The 23921-nt window shown below is 62.8% G+C and carries 17 protein-coding genes and 1 tRNA gene; 3 read left to right on the forward strand and 15 right to left on the reverse strand.

Annotation, left to right across the window (positions count from 1 at the left end; genetic code table 11):
- Nucleotides 1–12 precede the first annotated feature (12 nt).
- The 9 genes from Q6D67_RS05615 to Q6D67_RS05655 all read right to left on the reverse strand — a co-directional run bounded on the left by Q6D67_RS05615 (nt 13) and on the right by Q6D67_RS05655 (nt 14072).
- Nucleotides 13–1428, reverse strand: a complete 1416-nt coding sequence (locus Q6D67_RS05615) for a M20/M25/M40 family metallo-hydrolase (RefSeq protein ID WP_304704607.1) — start codon at nt 1426–1428, stop codon at nt 13–15.
- 19 nt (nt 1429–1447) lie between these two features.
- The gene (locus tag Q6D67_RS05620) at nt 1448–2671 is read right to left on the reverse strand and encodes an amidohydrolase family protein (protein ID WP_304704608.1); all 1224 of its coding nucleotides are present in this window, start codon (nt 2669–2671) and stop codon (nt 1448–1450) included.
- A 106-nt stretch (nt 2672–2777) separates the two neighbouring features.
- Nucleotides 2778–5102, reverse strand: coding sequence for a TonB-dependent receptor (locus tag Q6D67_RS05625; RefSeq protein ID WP_304704609.1), 2325 nt, complete (start codon nt 5100–5102; stop codon nt 2778–2780).
- Nucleotides 5103–5104: 2 nt separating this feature from the next.
- Entirely contained in the window at nt 5105–6757 is a 1653-nt protein-coding gene (locus Q6D67_RS05630; RefSeq protein WP_304704610.1) for a tetratricopeptide repeat-containing sulfotransferase family protein, read from the reverse strand.
- Nucleotides 6738–8039 carry an APC family permease gene (locus tag Q6D67_RS05635; RefSeq protein ID WP_304704611.1) on the reverse strand — a complete coding sequence of 434 codons (1302 nt, stop codon included), beginning with the start codon at nt 8037–8039 and terminating at the stop codon, nt 6738–6740. Before Q6D67_RS05635 ends, Q6D67_RS05630 begins: the two co-directional genes overlap by 20 nt.
- Nucleotides 8036–10048, reverse strand: a complete 2013-nt coding sequence (locus Q6D67_RS05640) for a S9 family peptidase (protein WP_304704612.1) — start codon at nt 10046–10048, stop codon at nt 8036–8038. The genes Q6D67_RS05635 and Q6D67_RS05640 overlap by 4 nt, the downstream gene beginning before the upstream one ends.
- Nucleotides 10045–12564, reverse strand: a complete 2520-nt coding sequence (locus tag Q6D67_RS05645; protein WP_304704745.1) for a CehA/McbA family metallohydrolase — start codon at nt 12562–12564, stop codon at nt 10045–10047. The genes Q6D67_RS05640 and Q6D67_RS05645 overlap by 4 nt, the downstream gene beginning before the upstream one ends.
- A 5-nt stretch (nt 12565–12569) precedes the next feature.
- Complete coding sequence (locus tag Q6D67_RS05650; RefSeq protein WP_304704613.1) at nt 12570–13055, reverse strand: GNAT family N-acetyltransferase; 486 nt, start codon at nt 13053–13055, stop codon at nt 12570–12572.
- A gap of 66 nt (nt 13056–13121) precedes the next feature.
- Nucleotides 13122–14072, reverse strand: coding sequence for a 3-keto-5-aminohexanoate cleavage protein (locus Q6D67_RS05655; RefSeq protein WP_304704614.1), 951 nt, complete (start codon nt 14070–14072; stop codon nt 13122–13124).
- 88 nt (nt 14073–14160) lie between these two features.
- Here Q6D67_RS05655 and Q6D67_RS05660 point away from each other — a divergent pair, with 88 nt between their 5' ends.
- Genes Q6D67_RS05660 through nhaC form a run of 3 tightly spaced genes read left to right on the forward strand, consistent with a single transcriptional unit; the run spans nt 14161 to nt 18048 of the window.
- Nucleotides 14161–15186, forward strand: a complete 1026-nt coding sequence (locus tag Q6D67_RS05660) for a LysR family transcriptional regulator (RefSeq protein ID WP_304704615.1) — start codon at nt 14161–14163, stop codon at nt 15184–15186.
- Nucleotides 15183–16511, forward strand: a complete 1329-nt coding sequence (locus tag Q6D67_RS05665; RefSeq protein WP_304704616.1) for an aspartate aminotransferase family protein — start codon at nt 15183–15185, stop codon at nt 16509–16511. The genes Q6D67_RS05660 and Q6D67_RS05665 overlap by 4 nt, the downstream gene beginning before the upstream one ends.
- 22 nt (nt 16512–16533) lie before the next feature.
- Nucleotides 16534–18048, forward strand: a complete 1515-nt coding sequence (gene nhaC / locus Q6D67_RS05670) for a Na+/H+ antiporter NhaC (protein WP_304704617.1) — start codon at nt 16534–16536, stop codon at nt 18046–18048.
- Between the two features lie 48 nt (nt 18049–18096).
- On the opposite strand, the gene Q6D67_RS05675 is transcribed toward nhaC, so the two are convergent.
- From Q6D67_RS05675 to Q6D67_RS05700, 6 genes are all read right to left on the reverse strand, one after another.
- Nucleotides 18097–18172, reverse strand: a tRNA-Ala gene (locus Q6D67_RS05675).
- 230 nt (nt 18173–18402) lie between these two features.
- On the reverse strand, nt 18403–19806 hold the full coding sequence (locus Q6D67_RS05680) for an L-serine ammonia-lyase (protein WP_304704618.1): 1404 nt from the start codon (nt 19804–19806) through the stop codon (nt 18403–18405).
- Between the two features lie 67 nt (nt 19807–19873).
- Entirely contained in the window at nt 19874–20611 is a 738-nt protein-coding gene (locus tag Q6D67_RS05685; RefSeq protein WP_304704619.1) for a sulfotransferase, read from the reverse strand.
- A 7-nt stretch (nt 20612–20618) separates the two neighbouring features.
- Nucleotides 20619–22112 carry a glutamate--tRNA ligase gene (gene gltX, locus Q6D67_RS05690; RefSeq protein WP_304704620.1) on the reverse strand — a complete coding sequence of 498 codons (1494 nt, stop codon included), beginning with the start codon at nt 22110–22112 and terminating at the stop codon, nt 20619–20621.
- A gap of 125 nt (nt 22113–22237) precedes the next feature.
- Nucleotides 22238–22756 (reverse strand): hypothetical protein, encoded by a 519-nt coding sequence (locus Q6D67_RS05695; protein WP_304704621.1) that lies wholly within the window; start codon nt 22754–22756, stop codon nt 22238–22240.
- A 126-nt stretch (nt 22757–22882) separates the two neighbouring features.
- Entirely contained in the window at nt 22883–23890 is a 1008-nt protein-coding gene (locus Q6D67_RS05700; RefSeq protein WP_304704622.1) for an LLM class flavin-dependent oxidoreductase, read from the reverse strand.
- Between the last annotated feature and the right edge of the window lie 31 nt (nt 23891–23921).

Below are 23921 nucleotides of genomic sequence, written 5' to 3' on the forward strand. Positions count from 1 at the left end.
GTAGTGGCCGGGTCAGTCCCCGGCCAGGTCAGTCAACAGTGCGTGCCAGAGGGTCAGCGAGTTCGGCAGGCTGAATACGGTAACGCGCTCGTTGAGGCCGTGGGCAAATTCATCCTCCGGCTTCAGGAATATACCCGTCAAGGTGTAGCTGGGTATTCCGGCAGCGCGGAAGTGCAGCGCGTCAGTGGCTCCGGAAGCCATGGCGGGAACGATAGGCACCCCGGGATAATCGATATGCACAGCCTGCTCTATCGCCGCGAACAGGTCCTCCCGCAGGGGTGAGGGATCGCTCGCTATCGGATTGTCCAGAATCGCCCAGGACAGAGTATCGTCCGCGACCACCGCCTGCAGTTCTGCCAGGGTTTCCTCAATCCCGATGCCGGGAAAAATTCGACAGTTGATGGTCGCAGTGGCGGACTGTGGCAGTGCGTTCTCGGCGTGACCCGCGCTGAGCATGGTTGCCACACAGGTTGTGCCCGTAGTGCCCGCGTACTCTGGATGCTCCCGCAGCAGGGCTACTGCTGCAGGATCGTCGGAACCGTCCGCAAACGCCTGCATGGCGGCGCCGACTTCACCCCCGACCAGCGGCGCGCTGCGAGCGAAGAACGAACGCGTCAGTTCCGTAGCCATCACGGGGAACTCATGGGCCTGCAGCTTGCGCAGAGCCTGCGCAAGGTCGTAGATTGCATTATCCTTGCGTGGCAATGAGCTGTGACCGCCGGGATTGCGTGCGGTCATGGTAAAGGTGGCGTAGGTCTTTTCCGCAGAGGTGACGACAAAGGAAAAAGGATTACCATCTTCGTCAAGCTGGCCACCGCCACCATCCACCACAAAGGCGAATTCCGCATCAATCAATTCGCGGTACTGGCTGGTCAGCAATTGCGTCGTGGCCATCTCGGTCTCCTCGTCGCCGGTAAAGGCAATGACAAGATCCCGCGAGGGGACAAAGCCCTCGGACTTCAGGCGCAGGAACGTGGTAGTGAGCACGGCGATATCAAATTTGTTATCCGCCACACCGCGACCGAAATAAAAGCCGCCCTCCTCAATCAGGGTGAAGGGGTCGCGCTCCCAATCCTCCGGATAAGCGTCCACGACATCCATATGCGCCGAGAGAAGAATCGGTTTTTTGCCGGAGCGTCCATCGCCGCGATAGCGCACCACCAGGGCAGCTGTATCGGCGTGAGGAATCACCATGACATCCTCCTGCGGGAAGCCGCCCACGAGAAAACGCTGCTCGAGGAAGCTTGCAAGCCTCGGCACCTCGCCGAACCCTGCCGCCGTGCGCATCGGAATACTGTCGCGCAGAATGTCGAACGCCACGCGGTGGAAGGGCACAGCCTCTTCCTCCAGTACTGCCTCCTGGGCAGTGGTGGTTGTCGCGGCCATCGCCACGGTTATCATGCCTAGCCAACGCGTTATTGCTGCCATTTGTAGTCTGTCCTCGCTCTCAGTTGCGTGCCGGCTCAAGGTAAACCGAGCCGCCCTTCATGACCGCGACCACGGTCTCCAAAACGGTTATATCTTCAAGTGGGTTGCCTGGCACGGCAACCAGGTCGGCCCACTTGCCGGGGCCAATCGACCCGACCTGCTCTTCCCAACCCAGCATTTCAGCGGCCGACAGGGTCGCGGCGCGGATCGCCTGCATCGGTGTCATACCATAGCGCACCATCCAGGCAAACTGCAGCGCGTTGTCGCCGTGAGGGTATACCCCGCTGTCGGTGCCATAGGCCAGCCTGACGCCGGCCGCATGCGCCTTGCGGAAGTTTTCCCGTTGCACGTCTGCCGTGGCATCGTTCTTGGCCAACATTTCTGCCGGCCAGCCCTCCAGTCTGCCCGCGCGGTCGATGTATTCCGCGTTGTAGATGTCCGCTACCAGCCAGGTGCCGCGCTCGCGCATCAATTCGATACTCTCAGCATCGAGCAGGGAGCCGTGTTCAATGGAGCGCACCCCCGCGCGCACCGCGGCCTTGATACCCTCGGCACCATGGGCATGGGCGGTGACGTAAACCCCGTACTGTGCTGCCTCTGCAACGGCGGCCCGCAGTTCTTCCTCACTGAGCTCCTGGGCACCGATTTGGGTACCCGTGGTCAGTACCGCCCCGGTAGCCAGGGTCTTGATGAACGTTGCTCCATTCTGAATCAAGGTGCGCACCCGCTCGCGAACCTCGTCCGGTGAGCGGACCACGCCAAAGCGCAAATCCGCAGGAACCGCAACATCGAACGCCTGCCCGGTGATATCGCCAGCGCCCCCAGGTACCGTTATATAGGCACCGACCACCGCCATGCGCGGCCCGGGGACGATACCGCCATCAATGGCGTCGCGCAGGGCAACGTCGTTGAACGCCCGCCAAACCCCCACATCGCGCACCGTGGTGAAGCCGGCCAGCAGCGTTCTTTCGGCGTGGGCCACACCCTGCAATACACTCTGTGCAGCGGTCATTTCCAGCGGTGCCAGCACGTTCGCACTCTGGGCAGAGTCCGCCAGATGCGTATGCATATCCATCAGCCCGGGCAGCACTGTCCAGGCCGACCAATCGTGCACTGTGGCATTTTCGGGCACCGCCGCGGCAGACCAGGGCTGCACCGCCAGGATCCGGCCGCCCTGAATGGTGATCATCTGGTCCGACAGCAAGCGTTCGTTGACGATATCCAGAAGACTGCCGGCACGCACGACCGATACCACCTCCCCGGCGGAACTCCCGATCAACGGCAGCAGTAACAAGAGGGCCGTCAGGACAGCCCTGCACAGCCCGGTTCTCCACCACCCAGCCACCGGCCTAGAATCGCTGGCCAAAGCGGATTCCGTAACGGGCAGGTCGGTTGGTGTAAATCGGCAGGTCGACAAAATTGTCCTGACTGGCAAGGATAACCGCGCGTTCGTCGAAGATATTGTCGGCGAACAGTTCCAGCGTCCAGGAACCTTTCTCGACACCGAATGCAACGTTGACCAGATTGTAGGACGGCTGTCGTATACGGCTGCTTACGTCGAGCGAGTTCCAGCTGTCGTCAGTGTAGGACCAGGCCGTCTGGATATAGGCGGGGAAGCTGCCAATGTCCATGGTATAGCGGCCCGTTGCAGTCAACTTGAGCTCCGGCACGAAGGGCATTGCGGTCCCGTCGGGGGCGGTAACGATGCCAGCGTCGCGAGCATCCTCGCCCTGAAAATAGTCCTCATCCAGTTTGGCATCGTTGTAGCTGCCGGAGAAGGTCAGGGTGAGATCCCGGGTCGCGGCAAAGCTGGTATCGAACTCAAAACCCTGGGTCCGGGCCTGCCCCACGTTGGTAATCAGGGTCAGGGGCGAAATGGCGAAGTCCAGGAAAGAGTACTGGAAGTCCTCCCATTCAAGCATGTACACCGCACCGTTGAACCGGAGGCGATTGTCGAGATAAGTGGATTTCCAGCCTATCTCATAGTTGTAAACAAAGTCCTGCTCGTAGGCCGGCGCGATCACGCCCGTCAGCGCCCGGTTCACCCCGCCGGGGCGGAAGCCCTTGGAGTAGGTGGCATACATCAGCACATCGTCGCTGAAGACATAGGACGCATTCAGCTTCCAGGTCTCACCATCCTCTTTGACTTTCTTGTCCAGGTTGGGGTGGTCGATACACGGGTATGCCGAACAGTAAGTGGAACCGGTATTGCCGTAGTAGCCCTTGAGAGAGTTCTCCAGCTCGTAAAAGCGCATACCGGCAGTCACAGAGAGCGCAGTGGTCAGGTCATAGGTTACTTCGCCGAACAGGGCCCGGTCCTCGTCGGTGCGCAGCTGTTTGGTAACCCAGACCAGGGGCTCACCCGGAATCGGCGAAAATTCCTCGCCGGTTGGAACATCCGGCGCCAGCCAGCGAAAGTCAAAGTCGTGTTCGTGCTTCTGGTAGAAGGCACCCGCTATCCAGCGCAGGCGGCCCTCGCCGTCGGAAGAGATGCGGATCTCATGGCTCTGGCGCTTGAAGTTTTCATCGCCGGTTATGCTCTGGGTGGGATCAGCACAATCTCCCAGCTCATCATAGTAGAGGCAGTAGTAGCCGTAGTCTGCGTACAGATCCTCGAAATACTCCGCATACCAGCTATAGTCTGTGTCTGATTCGTTGTCGCGATCCAGCAGCGCACCGGCGTAGACCACATCCAGGGTGCCGATCCGACCGTTCAGGGTCAATGTCCCCTGCACGAACTCATCGTCCGCGAATTCATCGCCAAAGCTGCGGTATTTGCGATCACCGAGATCATCCGGGCGGTGGGCCCAGACACCTTCGGACTCCTGCTTCTGGTAGGCAACGGCGGGCGTTACGGTCCAGTTTTCGTTGAGATCAATCTTCAGTGCAGCGCGCAGCCCCTGGGTCTTGACGTCATTGAAGTCGTCTTCCACGTAGGCGCTGTTGTCGATGCTGATGCCCGAGGCCGCGTAGTTGCGCTCGCCGTAGACATTGTCGATATAGCCGCCCTCTTTCTCATGCCACATGACCAGACGCAGGGCGGCGGAGTCGGACAGGGGCTGGTTGACGAACCCTTCCAGGGTATAGCCCGCTTCGCCGCCGTCCACCTGGTTGCCCGCTACGTCGTAGCCGGCAGAGAACTCCGACGGATCGGGCTGGTTGGTAATGATGCGCATGGTACCGGCCTGGCTGCTGGAGCCGTACAGCGTACCCTGGGGGCCTGCCAGGGTTTCTATCCGCGCAATATCGTAAATGTGCAGGTCGAGCACATTGTTGATGGTCGTGATCGGCTGCTCATCCAGATATACCGCTACGCTGGGCTGGGACCCGGAGTGGATACCGTCACCACCGGAGGAAATACCGCGCATGTAGACCTGCGCCAGGCCCGGCGCGTAGGACACGTAGGACACGGTGGGCAGAAATTGAATGTAGTCGTCAAAGCCCTTGATATTGAGATCCTGGATCGACTTGCTGGTGAGCGCCTGCACTGCCAGCGGCACATCCTGCAGGTTGCCAGCGCGCTTGGTGGCAGTCACGATGACTTCCTCCAGCATCGCGTTCTGGCCCCAGGCCGGAGTCTGCAGGGCAGCAGAGGCTACCAGCGCGGACAGGGCCGCCTGTATCGTGTGTCGCTTCCTGATGCCGACAGGCACCTTGCGAATTGGCTTGTTCATAGTCATCCTCTCGAGTCAGCTGGTTTTATTGGATACCGCGCCAACAGCTCCGGGCCCAGCGCTGTAATCAGCGGCCCCAGGTGCGGTAGAAAGTGGCGCCAGTGTTCTACAGCGTCAGTGAATACAGGCTGGCGCACCTGTTCACTGCTTGCGGTGCGCACAGCGCGCTGGTTTTCATGGAAGGCAAGACAGCCGCTTTCAAATTCCAGGCCGCAATAGTCGAGAAGCTTGCGCACCTGGGGTTCAAAGTCGGCCACCAGTTCCTCGTACTGAACCCGGTGGACACGGCCTGGAAGCACGGTGTCGTAGTGGTCCATCAGTGCCACATAGTCCCGGTAGTAGTGACCGATGTCCTGCAGGCTGTAACTGAAGCGCTGGCCCCGGGCAAAATACTGTTTGAACCCGCTGAGGCAGCAGGCCAGAGGATGGCGCCGCGCATCAATGATCTTCGCTTGCGGCAGCATCAGGTGAATAAGCCCTATGTGCTCGAAGTTGTTGGGCATTTTGTCGATAAACAGCGGGGCCGCATCGCGGTAGCGCCGGGTACGGCGCAGGTACTCTTCACCCAGCTCCCGCAACTCAACGGGCCCGAGCTCCGCAAGAACTTCGGGGTAGCGCGAGTCTTCAGCGGGGCGTTGCTTCCCTCCCAGACGACGGGCCATCGCGATAATGTCGGGTAATTCCTGGGTGCCTTCGACACGGCTGTGGCTGGCAAGAATTTGCTCCAGCAGCGTCGATCCGGCCCGCGGCAGCCCGACAATGAATATCGGGTCCGCAGCATCGCAGCCGCTGCCTGCACGTTGGCTAAAAAACGCGGCGTCCTGGCTGCCGATGGTACGCTGGATCTTGTCGTGCTGCGCTGCGGCGCTATAGCTGGACTGTCGACGCCGCACCTCGTTCCCCTCCGCGTAATGGGTGAACGCCTGATCGTACTGGCCCCGGTCTTCGAGCGCCTTGGCCAGCGCAAAACTGAGCTGGGCCGCATCCTCTGGTTGCAGCCCTTTCTTGCCGAGGGCAACCCGGATGGATTCCAGTTCAGCATCTGTGAGACTCACCGTCTTCAGGTTGGCAAGCGACCAGTACGCCTCGCCGAGTTCGGGTGCCAACTCGATCGCCGTACGGTAAGCGGCGATACTGTCTTCTTGCCGACCTACCGTTTTCAGGGCGTGGCCGTAGCTCAGATAAACCTTCGGCTGCCGGGGGGCATCGGCAAGCAGGCGCTGGTAAATTGCGATGGCCTTGTCGAAGTGGGCCAGGCGTACCAGAGTCGCAGCCTGCAGAGTGCGGTAACTGGGGTTGTCTTCCTTCTGCAGCAGGGCATCGAGTTCTGCCAGTGCCTGTTCGTAGCGGGTCTGGCGGCTGAGGACAAAAGCGTAGTTGTAACGAGCCAGGTGAAAATCTGGCGCCAGTTCCAGGCACCTGACCAACAGGTTCTCGGCATCGGACCAGCGCCCCAACTTGATCGCCACATCGGCCAGCAGACGGATTGCCGTGACATCCGTCGGACACTTGTGCAGGTGCTGGCGGCAAAGCCGTTCGGTCTCGCCGATGCGACCGTCAAGCAGCGCGTCCATGGCCTCGCGCAATACTGGTGGCAGCCGCCCCAGGGACCGCTCGGTCCGAGAGCGGGATCCGTTAGGGAGTGGAGTGGACATCCGTCACCTCCAGCGCTGGCGAGCGAACACGTGATCGGCGCCAAAAGACGGCGCAGCCAAGCGCCAGATACACGAGCGCGCCAGTGGTCCGGGTCAGGGAATCCTGCGCTACAAATGCAAGGAAGAAGCCCGACACCAGTATCAGACCCCAACCGACGAAGAGCATACTCCGGGGGCCAAGTCGCAACGGTGCGTTGTCGAACTCAGTCGAATGGGTGTACAGACGCAGTAGCGCAATCCCCACCAGCACCTGGAAGATCAGCGTGAACGCTGACACCCACACCGCATACCCGATTACGGTTTCCCCCAGCCCGAGGCACAGCAGGGACAACAGCCCGGCCAGCAGGACGCTGCGGCCCGTGCTGCCGTTGGCAACCAGCCAGCGCGGCAGGCAGCCATCCGCAGCCATGGCATAAATATCGCGGGACGCCACCAGCAGCAGCGCGTTCACCGAGGTCGCTGCGGCGCCAAGAATGGCCAGCGTCACCAGCAGGCCACCGACGCTGCCGAACAGGTCCAGCGCTACCACCCGGACCGGTGCTGCTGTAGCACCGAGCGTCTGCCAGGGCATAACACCGACGAGGGTCAGGGCGAGGGCGACATACGTCACTACAACCAGCACAAAGCTGATTGCCAGCGCCCGCGGAATAGTGCGCGCCGGGTCGCGAATTTCGCCGGCCAGCTCCATGACCGCCATAAAGCCGCCGTAGGAGAAGAACGCCGGAACCGCAGCGAAGATCACCGGGTACCAGCCCGCAGGGGCGAAGGGGCGCAGATTGGCCGGCTCTGCCTCGCCCAACCCGACACCGATCACCAGCACCAGTGCCAGCATGAAGCCCAGCACCAGCAGCCCCTGTACCCGCACCATGAGTCCGGCACCACCCAGATTCAGCAGGGTGAACAGCACGATCACCAGCGCCGCCACCAGCAGTGCATTGGCACCCGGAACCAGCGCGACAAAGTATTCGGCAAAGCCGAGCGCGATCAGGACGATGGCCAGGACAAACACCGCCAACATCAGCCAAATCCCGATGAAGCCCGCAAACGGGCTCAACAGGCGCGAGATGGCAACGTAGCCCGCTCCCACCCTGGGAAACACGACCCCGAGCTGCGCCGCCGCAACACAGGAGAAGGCGGCGATGATCGCCGCCAGCATATAGGACACAACCACCGCGGGGCCGGCACTGCCCGCCAGCGACCCGGGCAAAATAAAGATACTGGCACCGATGACATAACCCACCAGGGTTGCAATAACGGCGAGCAGACCCAGGTTGCGGGTCACGGCGCGGGTGTCGCTGCCAGCCAGCGCTGGTACCAGTCAAGGTTACGCTGCATGCGATCGCGCAGGTAGCTGGGGACCTGCAGCGAGTGGTTTTGCTCGGGGTAGATAACCAGCTGGGTGGGCACCCCCAGTGAGCGCAGGGCCTGGTACATCTGCAGGCTGCCGCTGCAGGGCACATTGAGGTCGCTCCCGGCACACTGGTACAGGGTCGGCGTGGTGATCCGGTCGGCATTGAGGAACGGATAGCTGGCGCGATCGTAGTTTTCGCGGTTGGACCAGGGGGTGCCCAGCTCCAGCTCGTACTCACGGGAATACTGGTCGAGCCCGTAGCTACCGTAAATGTTGGAAACCCCGGCACCGCTGACCGCTGCCCGGAACCTGCTGTCAGCGGCGATCATTGAATTGGTCAGGATGGCGCCATAACTCCAGCCACCAACGCCCAGACGCGACGGGTCGATAATGCCCTGCCCCTGCAGATACTCGACCCCGGCGTGGATATCGCTGACATCGACATTACCCCAGTCTGCGTAAATGGCAGCGGCAAAATCGAAGCCCTTGCCGGAGGAGCCGCGCGGATTGATCCCCACCACCGCGAAGCCCGCAGCGGCATACAGCTGCCAGTCGACCATGAACTCGTGACTGAACTGGTACACCGGACCACCGTGCAGGCGGAAAATCGTGGGCAAGGGGATAGCCGGGTCCGCGTCCGCCGGCAGCACCAGAAAACCATCCAGGCTGTGACCATCGTTCTCGAAACTGAACGTCCGCGTGACGGCGAGCTGTACCTCGTCCAGCCACGCATTGTGCTGGGTCAGGGGACGCAGGGTCTCCCCTTCCACGGCGAACAGCTCAAAGGGCCGGTTATCGGTGCTGTCCAATAACACCAGGTGGTCATCTTCGCCACCCAGGGCAAAATCGAGCGCAAACCGCTTGCCCGTGCTGAGACGGGTCATGTCGCCATTGTCGCTGTCTATCCGCACCAGCCAGGTGGACAAGGGGTCCTCCTGCAGCGCATAGATATAGCGGCCATCCGCCGACCACTTGGGCACAAAGAAATTGCGGTCGACGCGTGCCAGGGGGCGGTTGGTAGCGGTCGCAAGGTCCGCTACCGTCAGCTGCCAGGGCGCGTAGTAGATCCACTTGCTGGCGCCACTTTGCAGCCAGGCCAACTGCTTGCTGTCCGGGGACCAGGCGGGTGGCGACATCCAGTAGGGGTCGACGTCGGTGCCATCGAAATCGCTGATACGACGGGGCGCGCCCTCCCCGCTGGCGGGGATGACAAAGACATCGGAGTCCATGTTGCGGTCGGGATCATTACCTTTGTCTTTCGACACGTAGGCAATATAGCGTCCATCGGGAGACCAGCTGGGCAGCCAGTGGTCCTGATCGCCCCGGGTAAGCTGGCGCGTGGCACCGCCCTGGAGATCCACAATGGATAGCTGCCGGCGCGCACCCGCCAGATAGCCAACGCCGTCCTCGAGGAACTGGAAGCGCTCAATGACCACCGGCGCTGCAGTGCCCGCGGCATTGGGTTCAGCGCCGCCGACAAAAGACGCCACTACCAGCTGCGAACTGTCCGGCGCCCAGTCGTAGTCAACCACGCCACCGGCCATCGCGGTAAGCTGACGCACCTCACCGCCCCTGCGATCCAGCAGGAACACCTGACTGTAGGCTTCGTCACCCGCCGCCTCGAGATAAGCAAGGTAGCGCCCATCGGGGCTGAACTTCGGCGTCGAGGCGCTGACGCTGTCCACTGCCGTCAGCTGACGCGGTTCGCCGCCCGCCCAGGGCACCTGCCACACATCGCTGACAATCGCATCCTGCTCCAGGTTGTGCACGGACACGACATAAGCGACTTGCTTGCCGTCCGGCGACACTGCAGGCTCCGAGACATCGGCTACGGCATGGATATCGTCGACGCTCAGGGGCCGCAGCCCGGCGCTCTGTCCCAGGGGCGGATAACACAGTACCAGGCAGACCAGAGCCACCATCTTGTTGCGCAGATTCATTGCTCGCTGAGTTCCTTGTAGATCAGGCGGGCGCGGCGGATCTCATCGAGGATCTCCTCCCGCTCCCAGTCGTGGTTGTAGTCCTCGCGAGCTGAAGCGTGTTCAGCAATACGGTCCAGCCAGGCGAGAAAATACGCCGCATCTTCCGGCGCACGCCGGGGCGCCCCCGGGATATCGATCCACACAGGGTTGGTCGTGGCGTAGGTATAGAGGTCCTGCACCGCGGGGTGGGCAGTCTTGTTGACCGCCCGCAGCAGCATCCAGCCGCTGCTGTCGACTGGCACCTGCAACAGCTGCTCTGCCGCGAGTCCGTTGTCGTCCACTGCAACGGTGGCCACCACATTTCCGTTGTAAACCAGCTCCAGCTGCGCCACCGGCATAGCTGAGCGAAGTGCCAGGTCAACCTTTAGCGATGCACCGGAAGCAACCTTGAGCCTTGAACCTGGCCCCTCACCGTTCACCAGCAAGCCCAGCAGGGGACCGTTGCTGACGAAGCCGCGGCCGCCCTTGATCGCTGCCTTGAGCGTCTCTGGCCGGTCGGGCTGGACGCCCTCCAGAAATATCCGGTTGAGGCCAATCGGGCCGCGCAGGGAGGCGTAGTTGGTCATGGCGTCGGTACCCGCGCCCGCCGTCAGGGGGAAACCCAGGTTGAGAAACCGGTACCAGACATCGGCGGTATTCTCGTGGTTGGCGAAGGAGACCACCTCAAGATAGTCGGTCTTGCCCAGCGCCACATCCACCGGCAAGGCATGGGTAAGCTTACCCTCCGCCGCCGGGTCTGGTATGCCGTCGAAGGGGTGCACGTAACCCGTGACCGCGCCCTGGGCACGGGCAAGTTCCTGAATCAGGGTGTTGGAGGGATAGGCCGAGGCCAGGCCCGTGTGCCAGTAGGAGGAGAAGTCCGGGGTCAGGAAGTGGCTGTCCAGATGCAGCAGGCCGAGATGCCCCCAGTAGCTGCTGTGGTACTCCTGCGCCTGATACACGGTCACCCCGTCAAAGGACTCGTGGTCGGTCCGAAACAGGGCAATGTCGGGAATGCGCTCTTCCTTGTTTACAATCAGGTTATAGACAATGTCCAGGTTCTCGGCGCGCGCGCCGGCGGCCATGCTGGCGGTAGTCTGACGATAGACGCCCCCGTAGTTCATGTGCACATGCAAGTCGGCGCTGTGGTAGCTGCCAAAGCGTTCCGGCAGAGGCTGTGCCGCCAGTACCAGCTCGAGACGGTCAGCCGCGGGCACTGAGTCCAGCGACTGCTGCACCAGCCGATGCTCGAATCCGTGCATGGCAAAAACCTGTAACGGCCCTTCCGGGACTGTCACCGTACATTCGCCGGGGCAGTGGAAATAGTGGTTCTCATGTTCAGCGGTGGCGCTGTCTACATAATCGTCACCGTGCACGAGCGCATTGTCGGGTGCGTAGTGACGGCCGTCGGCGGCCAGCAGGCTGACCCGCGCCGGCAGCACCTGACCGCGCTCATTACTGACCTGCAGCTGCAGGGTGCGCATGGGACGTTTGTAGTTGCGCACCTCGGGGTTGAGGACCCGGGTCGCTCCGCCGACAAAGCTGTGCAGCATCAGCTCAAGCCCGCCCGAGGCATTGCTCACATACAGCAGCTGTCTGTCGTCGGGACTCCAGCGGGGCTGCCACAGGTCGTGGTCGCCAAACGTTATGGGCAGCGGGTATTCGCCGTCGCGATTGGTGATCCACAGCTGGTGCCACTGGCGGCCGCGGTAGCTGCTGTACAAAAGGCGTTTGCCATCGTGAGCCAGCTGGGGACGTGCCGCCCAGGTGGTCTCTTCATTGATGAGCTGGCGCGCCTGCTGCGGCTGGTCGACCGGCACCTCCCAGATGCCACCGGAACCCCAGGCCACTTCGGGATTGGTGACGTAGAGAATGGATTTACCGTCCGCTGACCAGGACGGGTTGATCGCGTGGTCGGCCGCGGAGTAATAGTAGCGATATTTTTCGGATACGTTGCCGGCCACCAGGGGCCGCTCTTCGGCGATGGCGTTGCCCCGCAGGTTTGCCAGGTAGATGCCGAAGTAACCGTCCGCATCGGTGCGGACATAGGCGAGCCGGTGCCCCTCGGGGCTCCAGCGCGGCTCCAGATGCACGCCCCCGCCGCTGGTAAGCGCGGTTTCCTCGCCGCTCTCCAGGTCCAGCAGTATCAGGTTCAGGGCATTGTGTTGCTGACGGGCAAATACCACGCGGCGCCCATCGGGGGACCAGTCTGGCTGAAAATCGTAGCCGGGGCCGGCAGTGATTTCCTCAGCCGCGGCAGCATCCAGGGCCTGGCGCCACAGGGAGCCCTGCATACTGTAGATCACACTGGCACCGTCCGGGCTGAAGGTCCCGGCGCTCGGGCCGGCCGTCAGCTGCGGCATATACATTTCACGCCAGTAGTAATTGTGCGGATGTGCCACCTGTGCCAGCACCGGCACCCGGGTGGCCTCCTGCGCTGCCGCTGTGGGCAGCAACACCAGCATCCCCAAAATACCGACCATGGCGCGCCCCACGGCGATCAAGATACGGCTCCGGACTGCAGGGCCTGATAAGCCTCCCCGTGTAACAGCATCAAACTATCCTCCTCCATAACCCTGAAGCCAAGACGCTGGTAGAACCGGGCGGCCCCCAGGTTGGCGTTGTCTACTGACAGGCGCAAATAGGCTGCGTCAACGCTGCGGCCATGTTCTGCCGCGGCAAGCAGCAGGCGCTTGCCCAGGCCAGTGCCACGCAGCTCTGGATTCACAAAAAGATCCTGGATAAACACGCCACGCTGCGCGCGCCAGGTGGAAAACTCCCAGAAATACACAACCATCCCCACCGCCTGGTCGTCTTCAGTGGCGAGACGGGCAAAAAAGGCGGGTTCCGGGCCGAAGCCGTGGAGAGCCAGGGCAGCGGAACTGCCGAGGTACTTGTCCGACTGGCCCAGGCTTGCCGCGAGCCCGCGCAGCATCCGGTCCATGGCGGTGGTATCGGCCGCGGTTGCCGGACGAATCGCGATCACCAGGGATGGCACCCTGTTGGCCAGCGCGCGGTTATCGTTGCTGTGCTTGCCCTCATCGGAACCTCCCTAAAAATCCATCCGCACCCGGTCGCGACCCTTCAGCTGCAGCAGGGTCCGAGCCTCATCGGGTGTGGCCACTGCGTAGCCAAGCTCTTCGATGATCCGGCGTATCTTTACCACCTGCTCTGCGTTGCTCTCCGCCAGCCTGCCGGGAGGGATGGTCAGACTGTCCTCCAGCCCTACCCTGACATTGCCGCCGAGAATCACGCCCAAGGTTGCGAGCTCCATTTGCTGACGGCCCGCCGCCAGCACCGAAAACTGATACGCATCCCCCAGCAAGCGATCCGCGCTGGCCTTCATGGCCAACAGGTTTTCCGGCGTTGCACCGATACCGCCCATGACCCCGAGCACAAACTGCACATACAGGGGGCCCTGCACCAACCCCTGACGCAGGTAGTAGGCAAGCGTCTCGATATGCCCCATGTCGTAGCACTCGAACTCGAAACGCGCGTCGTGCTCCTGCCCCAGCTCCGCGATGGTGTTCTCGATATCCTGATAAGTGTTGGCAAACATCCGGCTGCGCGTGGCCTCCAGCAACTCCGGCTCCCACTCGTGCTGCCAATCCTTGTATTTGCGCGCCAGGGTGAAGATGCCGAAATTCATCGACCCCATATTCAGGGAACACATTTCCGGCAGCATCGCCCGCGCCGGAGCCAGCCTCTGGTCGAGACTCATCAGGGAACTGCCGCCGGTGGAGATATTGAGTACCGCATCGCAGGCGGCGTCGATACGGGAAATGAAGTTGCGGAAATGTTCTGGCTCCGCGCTGGGGCGGCCGTCCTCGGGCACACGGGCGTGCAGGTGGATAATTGCCGCGCCCGCCTCTGCCGCCGCGATGGAGGATTCAGCGATCTCCTCTCCCGTCACCGGTAAATACGGCGACATGGTTGGCGTGTAGATCGATCCGGTGATCGCACACGTTACGATGACTTTCCTGCCCACCCTGTGCTCTGTCATATATTTTGCCAAGGATATGTTCCACAATTGCTGATGATTTGATACCTTGATGATACTCAAGTCAATCATAGTTTTAGTAAATGACATTATGCGACTGAAAGATGGATCGGGTGCCTCGCGCGAAGACAGCGAGCTACAGGGTGCGGGCCGTTTGAGCTGGAACCTGGACTGGAATCTGCTGCGCACATTTCTCGTCATCGCCGAGAAAAACAGCATTACCGGAGCCGCCATTGAGCTGGGCCTGAAGCAGCCGACGGTGAGCAACTCCCTGAAACGTCTGGAGCTTGTCCTCGACACACCCCTGGCCGAGCGGGACCCGCGCAACTTTGTGCTGACCCGCCAGGGCAAGGCGCTATATCGCGAATGCCTCGATATATTCGGCTCGGTTTCGCGCCTGCCGGACCTCCTGGCCAGCCTCAGCAACACCGTCGAGGGGCATCTCAAAATCTGTATGGCCAGTCATATCACCACCCCGCTGCTCGACAACACGCTGGCAGAGTTTCATCGCGAGAACCCGCGTACCTCGTTCTCCGTCTCCATAATGAGCAGCCATGAGGTGCAGGAGGCGGTGCTCGCCAAAACGGCAAGTTTCGGCGTCTGTCTGGCGCTGCCAGCGCGAACGGACATCCAGAGCCAACTGTTCTATCGCGAGCACTTCGGTTTCTTCTGCGGCCCGGGTCACCCGCTTTACGGGCGCAAAAAACTGAACCTCGAGGATTTGCGCGGCCACGAGCGCGTGACCTTTTTCAGTGATGAGCCCGGGGATGTACTGAACCCGGTAGCAGCACTGCGGGCCCAGGCCGGCTTCAGTGACCGGGTCGCCGGGGCCTCCAACAACCTGGAGGAGGTGCGGCGCATGATCGGCGCGGGACTCGGCTTCGGCCCGCTTCCGATCCACGTGGTGGAACGCGACATCGAGAGCGGGCGCCTTTGGCAGCTACCGCCTTACCGGCATACACCGGCGGTGGATATCACCCTGCTCAGCAATTCACGCGCCAACCTGAACGTGGCGGAAGCAACCTTCCTCCGCAAGTTGACGACGCTGATTGCCAACACACCACTGGCACAACGAACCTATGGCAACATCACTCCCAAAAGGCCCAGCATCAAATGAAGGAATCGCACCTGTTCTACCAGAGTCGACTGCGCCGGCCCATGCTCGACCGCGCCGAGGGCGTGTACATGTGGGACTGCGCTGGCAAGCGCTACCTGGACGGGTCCAGCGGCGCGATGGTCTCCAACATCGGCCACTCCAATCCGGCGGTGCTGGCGGCCATGCGGGCGCAAATGGCGCAGGCAACTTTCGGCTACCGCCTGCACTTTGAAACCGCACCGGCGGAAGAGCTCGCGGCGCGCGTCGCCGCACTCAGTCCCGCCGGACACAACAAGGTGTTCTTTGTTTCTGGCGGCTCCGAAGCCGTGGAGAGTGCACTCAAACTCGCCCGACAGTATGCGGTCAGCCGTGGCGAGGGCAGCCGCGACCAGGTGATATCGCGCACTCCCTCCTACCACGGCTCCACCCTCGGCGCCCTCGCGGTCACGGGTTACGGGCCGCTGAATGATCCGTTCCTGCCCATGTATCGGGACATGCCGAAAATCGCCGCGCCGCGCTGCTATCTGGATCAGGACGAACTGAGCGATGCGGAGCGCGGGCTGGCGTATGCCGACCTGCTGCAGGCAAAAATTGAAGAGCTGGGCCCGGAGAACGTGCTGGCATTCATCATGGAGCCGGTCGGCGGCGCCTCCACCGGAGCACTGGTGGCACCTGACAGCTACTATCAGCGCATCCGCGATATCTGCGACCGCTACGGCGTCCTGCTGATCTATGACGAAGTGATGACCGGCGTCGGTCGTACCGGGCGTTTCCTGGCGGCGGAACACTGGAGCATCAATCCGGATATCGTGGCTCTGGCCAAAGGCTTCGGCGCCGGCTACATTCCGCTGGGTGCGATCACCGCGCAGGATGTGATTGTCGAGGCAGTACTCGATAGCGGCGGTTTCCAGCACGGCCACACCTATGCCGGCAACCCGATCGCCTGCACCGTCGGCCTGGCCGTACTCGATGAAATCGAACGCCAGCAGTTGCTGGCGAATACAGAACAGGTCGGCGGGTTGCTCAAGGCCGGGCTGCAGCAACTGCAGGCGGAATTCCCGATCATCGGCGATGTGCGCGGCAAAGGTCTGCTGCTGGCCTTTGAGCTGGTTGCCAATCCGGACACCATGGAGCCGTTGCCGGCAGAGCTGAATGCTTACCTCAAGCTCAGCGACCTCGCCTACCAGCGCGGCCTGATCATCTATCCGCGCCGCAGCCGCGGCGGCTACGTTGGCGACCACTTCATGGTCTGCCCACCGATGATCAGTAAACCGGAGCACATCGACGAAATCATCGACACGCTGCGCGCGAGTCTGGCGGACTTTTGCCGCCAGAACCGGCTGTGAAGCGCACTAGCCAGGACAGACCATGACAGAGCACGAGGGGAGCAACGCGGTGGCAGAAACACGGGACAGCACCCACCCAGAGCCGGCCGCCGGAAATTTGTCCCTGTGGCTGGCCCTGCTGCCCCTGGGCTGCCTGGTGCTCATGCTGGGCCTTGCAGTGGCTCTGTTTGGCGACGACGCCTCGGGCGGACCCAGCCAGCTGGCGCTGATTTTCGCGGCGGCCATCACGGTGCTTATCGGGGTGCTGCGGGGACAGCCCTACGAGGAGCTGGAGGACGCGATCATCGACAGCATCAAGCTGGCCTTCAAGGCCTGCCTGATCCTGCTCATGGTCGGTTCCATGATTGGCAGCTGGATGCTCGCGGGCACTGCACCGGCGGTGATACACCTCGGCCTCGGCGTGCTGGACCCGGGCTGGTTCTACCCGGCAACCCTGATCCTCTGTGCCTGCGTCTCTGCCGCCATCGGCAGTTCCTGGACCACGGCGGCCACGGTGGGCCTGGCGCTGGTCGGGGTTTCCCATATCCTCGGCCTGGCGCCGGAGATCACCGCGGGTGCCGTGATTTCCGGCGCCTACTTCGGCGACAAGATGTCGCCGCTGTCGGACTCTACCAACCTGGCGCCGGCCATGGTCAATGTCGAGCTGTTCACTCACATCCGCCACATGCTGTGGACTACCACGCCCTCCTTTCTGATTGCGCTGGTGCTGTTTACCTGGATTGGCTGGGGGCAGACGGAGAGCATGCAGACCATTGCCGACGTCAATACCACCCGGACCCTGATCGAGCAGAGCTTTACCCTGGGGATACCCGCGTTTCTACCGCTGGTTCTGCTGCTGACCCTGGCCTGGCGCAAGTGGCCCGCGCTCCCCACCATCACCATTGGCACCCTGGCAGGTTGCCTGATTGCGGTCGTGGCTCAGGGCAGCGTTACCCGTGACTTCGGCGACCCCGGCGGCGAGCTGGGCAGCGTGCTGGCGACGTTCAGGGGACTGTGGCTGGCGATGACCGACGGCTTTCAGGCCAGCACCGGCAACGCCGCACTGGACGACCTGCTGTCGCGGGGGGGCATGAGCAGCATGCTCAATACGGTGTGGCTGATCATCGCTGCCATGTGCTTCGGCGGGGTCATGGAAAAAACCGGACTGCTGGCCCGCATCGTCACCACCGCACTCAAGAGCGTGCACGGCACCGGCTCGCTGATCCTGGTCACAGTGCTGACCGCCATCGGCATGAACATCATCGCCGCCGACCAGTACATTTCCATCGTACTGCCGGGGCGGATGTACCAGCTTGAGTTCAAGCGTCGGGGCCTGGCACCGGAAAATCTGTCCCGCACCCTGGAAGATGCAGGCACCATGACTTCAGCCCTGGTGCCCTGGAATACCTGCGGCGCGTTCATGGCAGCGACCCTGGGCGTCGCCACCTTCGCCTATGCGCCCTATGCCTTCTTCAACCTGATCAGCCCCCTGATGGCGGTGACTTACGGCTTCCTCAATATCCGCATCGTCAAGCTGGTGCCTGCGCCCGATGCCTGAGAGACGCCCATAAAAAAACCCCGGACCTGACGGCCCGGGGTTGTTTTTTGGTGGAGCTAGACGGGATCGAACCGTCGACCTCTTGCATGCCATGCAAGCGCTCTCCCAGCTGAGCTATAGCCCCGAAACTCTGAGGACGCGAATTCTAGTGAGGCGGCAATGCGGTGTCAAGCGGATGCGGCAGAACCTTCGCGCAGGAGCGCCTTTGCGCGCGATCGCCCGCGGACAAGGTGAATGGCCGCTCAGCACACAGAGAAGGTGGCCTGGGCCAGCGGGCTCCTACAGGTTCCGTCCCAAGGCGTAGGAGCGCACTCCGTGCGCGATCGCCCGCGGAGCGGGCTCCTACAGTCGAGGTTAGCAGTCGACAAAATTGACGGGCACCTCCAGCACGTTGACCGCGAGGCCGCCGCGGGCGGTTTCCTTGTACTTGTCCTGCATGTCGCGGCCGGTGTCTTTCATGGTCTTGATTACCTGGTCCAGGGACACGTAGTGCTCGCCGCTGCCGCGCAGGGCCATGCGGGCCGCGCTGATGGCCTTGATTGCGCCCATGGCATTGCGCTCGATACAGGGCACCTGCACCAGCCCGCCTATAGGGTCGCAGGTCAGGCCAAGATTGTGCTCCATCGCGATTTCCGCGGCATTTTCAACCTGCGCGGGGGTACCACCCAGGGCATCCGCCAGTGCACCTGCAGCCATGGAACTGGCCGAGCCCACCTCACCCTGGCAGCCGACCTCGGCACCGGAGATGGAGGCGTTGATCTTGTAGAGGATGCCGATCGCGGCGGCAGTCAACAAATAGCGGGTGACGTCGTCTTCGTTGGCGCCCTTGCAGTGCGTCAGATAGTACTTCAGCACCGCCGGGATAATTCCCGCGGCACCGTTGGTCGGCGCGGTGACGATGCGCCCGCCAACGGCGTTTTCCTCGTTTACTGCCAGCGCATAGACGGTGACCCAGTCCATGGTATTGAGCGAGTCGTCCCCCAGGCCCCCGGCGCCGGCCTTGAGCTGCCGGTACAGCTGTGCCGCCCGGCGCTTGACCTTGAGCCCGCCGGGGAGGATGCCTTCGGCGCGGCAGCCGCGTTGGATACTGGCATCCATCACCCGCCACAGGGCGAGCAAGCCATCACGGATCTCCTGTTCGCTGCGCCAGGCTTTCTCGTTTTCCAGCATCAGGACGCTGATCGAAAGACCGCTGATCTTGCACTGACGCAGCAGCTCATCCGCGGTGGTGAAAGGCCAGGCCTGCTCGGTGGGGTCATCGACAATGACGTCGCCCCCCTCCGCGGCGGCCTCGTCGACCACGAAGCCGCCGCCCACGGAGTAGTACACCCGCGTCAGCAGCGCCTCGCCGCTGGCGTCGAAGGCGGTAAAACGCATGCCGTTGGCATGCCAGGGCAGGGACTCGCTGCGGTGCATGACCAGGTCGTCCCGATAGCTGAAGGCGATTTCGTGGCGCCCAAGCAGCTGCAGGCGGCCGCCCTCGCGCACACCTCCCACCCGGGCCGCAATGTCCTCCACCACCACCCCTTCCGGGGTCTCGCCCTCCAGCCCGAGAATGACGGCCTTGGGCGAGCCGTGCCCGGCCCCGGTGGCGGCAAGGGAGCCGTACAGTTCCGCGGTGACACGTTGGCATTGCTCCAACTCGCCCGATTCATCGAGCGTCAGGGCAAAACGGCGGGCCGCATTCATCGGCCCGACGGTGTGGGAGCTGGAGGGACCAATGCCCACCTTGAACAGGTCAAATGTACTGATAGCCAAGTTCGATTCTCCGCGCGTTGCGACAGAAACCATTGTAGGCTCCCGCCGCCAGAATAGCACCGGCGGTTCAGTGGTAGCCGCAGCGCCTCAGTTCGGGCGCAATCAGGGCCACGCAGGGATGCGCCGTATCGAGGTCGGTTGCCCTGCCGGGATCAATCCCCGGGCGGCGGTAGGCCGGCGGCATGCCCGGATGCATGGTGCCCTCACCGCTTACGATAGCGGGCTCGAATTCAACCCCGAGGAATTCCAATACCCTCCCCAGCTCCCGCTCGGGGGCAAGCACCAGGTCTTCGAAACGCAGGAACAGGGTGTTGGGCCGCTGTTGCAGAAATTCATACACTGCTACCGCATAGCGCCAACTTTCACAGGCCTGCTCCAGACTCTGGGCAGTGCGCGCCAGCTTGGACTGGACGCAGGCGCGGCCATCACGCAGCAGGTAGATGACCCGAAGCTCTGCGAGCACGTTATTGAAAAAGGCGTCCAGGATATCCAGCGGCGGCGCGTGATAGAGATTGTGCTTGTTGAGACCCGCGAGCTGCTCGGTAGTGATCTTGTTGCCCCACATGGCGGCCGATGACTCCGCGGCCGCCGCGATACAGCGCTCGACAAAGGCGCCGGTACGCTGCTGGAACAGTCGCGCCGGTTCATCCACCAGTGCGCGCCCGCGCAGGCAGTCGATACTGCCGACTTCAAACCCGACCTCCAGCCGCGAGTGCTGATCCAGCAACGCGGTCAGCAGGCTGGTGCCGGAGCGGCCGGCGCCGACGATCAGGAACCGGAAGCGGCTGTCCGCGGGAATGGCCAAGGACGCCTCAGGCGTCCTGCCCAAGTTCGGCGTAGGCCTTTTCGAGGCGTTTTGTGGCCTTCTTCGACACGCCGCCCAGTACTTCGATGGCGTGACGCAGGCGCGCGCGGCTCATGTCCGGGCCGATCATGGCCATGGAATCGACCACCGAAAAGGACGCGCTGGAACCTGCAATGGCAACAAACAGGGGCGCCAGCAGATCCTTGATCTTGATGCCAAGGGCATCCGCCAGACTTTTCAGCGCGTTCCACACCGCGTCCCGGTCCCACTCGCGCAGGGACTCCAGGCGCCAGAGCGCGAACTGCAGATTGTTCACCAGGTCTTCGCGCCCGGCCTTGATATCCGCGAAAGACGCCTCGGTAATGGGCAGGGTGCCGGACACCAGGAAGGCCGCCAGCGGCGCAAAGTCGCTGAGGGTTTCCATCCGCTTCTGGGCGTGGGGCAGCACCTGCATAAGGTTGTCCATGTTGAAGGCCCACTGCACCAGGCGCTGGGCCAGCTGCTCTTCGCTGAGGTCTTCGCGGATCCAGAGCCCATTGAGCCAGCGCAGTTTCTCGATATCGAAGATGGGCCCGCCGAGAGACACCCGCTGGATATCGAAATGCTCGCGCATCTGCTGCAGGGAGAACTTCTCGCTTTCGTCGGGCATGGACCAGCCCATGCGCCCCAGGTAGTTGAGCAGCGCCTCGGGCAGGAAGCCCATGCGCTGGTAGTAGAGAATACTGGTGGGGTTCTTGCGCTTGCTGAGTTTGGACTTGTCCGGATTGCGCAGCAGGGGCAGGTGGCACAGCACCGGCATGTCCCAGCCAAAGTACTCGTACAGCAGCTTGTGCTTGGGCGCGGAGTTGATCCACTCCTCACCGCGCAGGACGTGGGTGATGCCCATCAGGTGATCGTCTACCACATTGGCCAGGTGGTAGGTAGGCATGCCGTCGGACTTCAACAGGATCTGCGCATCCACCATGCTCCAGTCCAGCTCAATGCTGCCCCGCAGCAGGTCCTCGATAACACAGGCGCCGGGCTCATCCGGCACCAGCATGCGGATTACATAGGCCATGCCAGCGGCCTCGCGCCGAGCTACTTCGTCTGCAGGCAGGTGCAGATCGGCCGGCTTCAACGCGGTGCTGTCACCGGCGGCGCGGCGCGCCTCCCGCAGCTCGTCCAGCTCTTCCGGAGTGCGATAGCAGACAAAAGCCTTGCCCTCGCGCACCAGCTGCTGGGCGTACTCACCGTACAGCTCCATGCGCTCGCTCTGACGGTAGGGGCCACAGGCCCCGCCCACGTCCGGGCCTTCATCCCAATCCAGCCCCAGCCAGCGCAGGGAGTCGAGAATCGCCTGTTCCGAGGCCGGCGTACTGCGAGCCTGGTCGGTATCCTCGATGCGGAGGATGAACTGGCCACCGTGGGCCCGGGCGAAACACAGGTTGAACAGGGCGATGTAGGCGGTCCCGACATGGGGGTCGCCGGTGGGAGATGGTGCGATGCGGGTACGAACGGTCATGGCTAAGCGGGAACCTGATTGGGAGAGCGCGATTATACGGGCTGCACTGACCCCTGCCCACCGCTGCAGGCCAACAAGGGCGACAGGACGCTGGCCGCGCGCTGTCCCCTGAGCACCCAGTCACCCTACAAATCGGGCTCGGGCTGGTCGCGATCCCGCTGCCGCAATTGCTCCTGGTCCTGGTCCCGCAGGCGGGGCTGTACTCCGTCCCCGGTCTGCAGCTGGTCGCGATCCTGCTGCCTCAGCCGGTCCTGATCCTGGTCCTGCAGACGGGGCTGTACTTCGTCCCCGGTCTGCAGCTGGTCGCGATCCCGCTGCCGCAATTGATCCTGGTCCTGATCCTGATCCTGCAGGCGCTGCTGCTCCGCGGCCGGGCCCTGACCGTCCTGCGGCGCGTGTATTCTCTGCTGGTCCCGGGTTTGTTTCTGGTCCCGGATCTTCTCCTTGTCCCGGGATTTCTGCTGCGCCTGCTTGTTCTGCTGGGACAGGCCGCCGCCTCCAGCACCCATGGGTCCCTGGCCAGCGCCACCACCAGGGCCGCTACCACCTGCTGCATAGCTGCCCGAAGCCAGTGCGAAAACTCCGATAAACACCGCCGCTGCCATTCGCAGCAGCGCCTTGTTGCCCCGTTTCAGTATCGACATGGTTACACCCTCTGGTTGCATCAACAATAGACCGCGTGAGCGCGACCGGTGCTTTCCTGGCGACCTGGGTCGCCCAGCCCCACAGACTTATTAGATCCTGCTAAAGTATAGCACCACAATGCACTCTTATCCTGCCACAGCAGGTGCTCCGCGCAGCCCCGCGAGGATCTCCAGCGCATGGCGGCGCAGTGCCGGGTCATGGATATCCACGGTAAACATCAGCTCGTCAACCTCCACCGTCGCCAGTAGCTCCTCCAGCTGGCGGCGCAACGTCGCCGGGCCGCCGCAGAGCTGCAGACCCAGGAAATCCCGCACCGCGGCTTCCTCCTGGGCGCTCCAGAGGCCATCCATGCTGTCTATGGGTGGTTCCGTGAACAGGGGACGGCCGCGCAGCAGGGCGAGAATACGCTGCTGGCTGGTAGTCGCCAGCAAGCGCGCCTCCGCATCCGTATCCGCCGCAATCGCCGGTACCGCCAGCATGGCATAGGCTGTATCCAGCTGACGCGAGGGTTGAAAATGCGCGCGGTAGGTGTGTATCGCCTCCCGGTATAAACGCGGGGCAAAATGACCGGCAAAGGCATACGGCAGGCCGAGCATGCCCGCCAGCTGAGCGCTGTAGAGGCTGGAGCCCAGCAACCAGATGGGCACCTCCGTGCCGGCACCGGGTATCGCCTTGACTGCCTGGCCGGGGCGCAGCGGGCCCAGCAGGGCCTGCAGCTGGGCGATGTCGTCCGGGAACGCTTCCGCGCCCGGTCCCGCCCGGCGCAGGGCGCGACTGGTGACGGGATCAGTGCCGGGGGCCCGGCCCAGGCCGAGGTCGATACGTCCGGGATAAATGGATTCCAGGGTGCCGAACTGCTCGGCAATGACCAGCGGCGGGTGATTGGGCAGCATGATGCCGCCGGAGCCAACCCGGATGGTATTGGTGGCGCCGGCAATATGCCCGACCAGCACCGCCGTAGCGGAACTGCTGACCCCTTCGATATTGTGGTGTTCTGCCAGCCAGAAGCGGGTGAAACCCAACGCCTCTGCATGCCGGGCGTAAGCGACGCTGTTGGCCAGCGTCTGGCCGACGGAGTCACCCGCGCGCACCGATGCGAGTTCGAGCAGGGACAGGGGAAGGTCTGGGGACATACAGGTCATTCTCCGGCAGGTAACGCCCCAG

The organism is Haliea sp. E1-2-M8 (assembly GCF_030649675.1).
Lineage (GTDB): Bacteria > Pseudomonadota > Gammaproteobacteria > Pseudomonadales > Halieaceae > Haliea.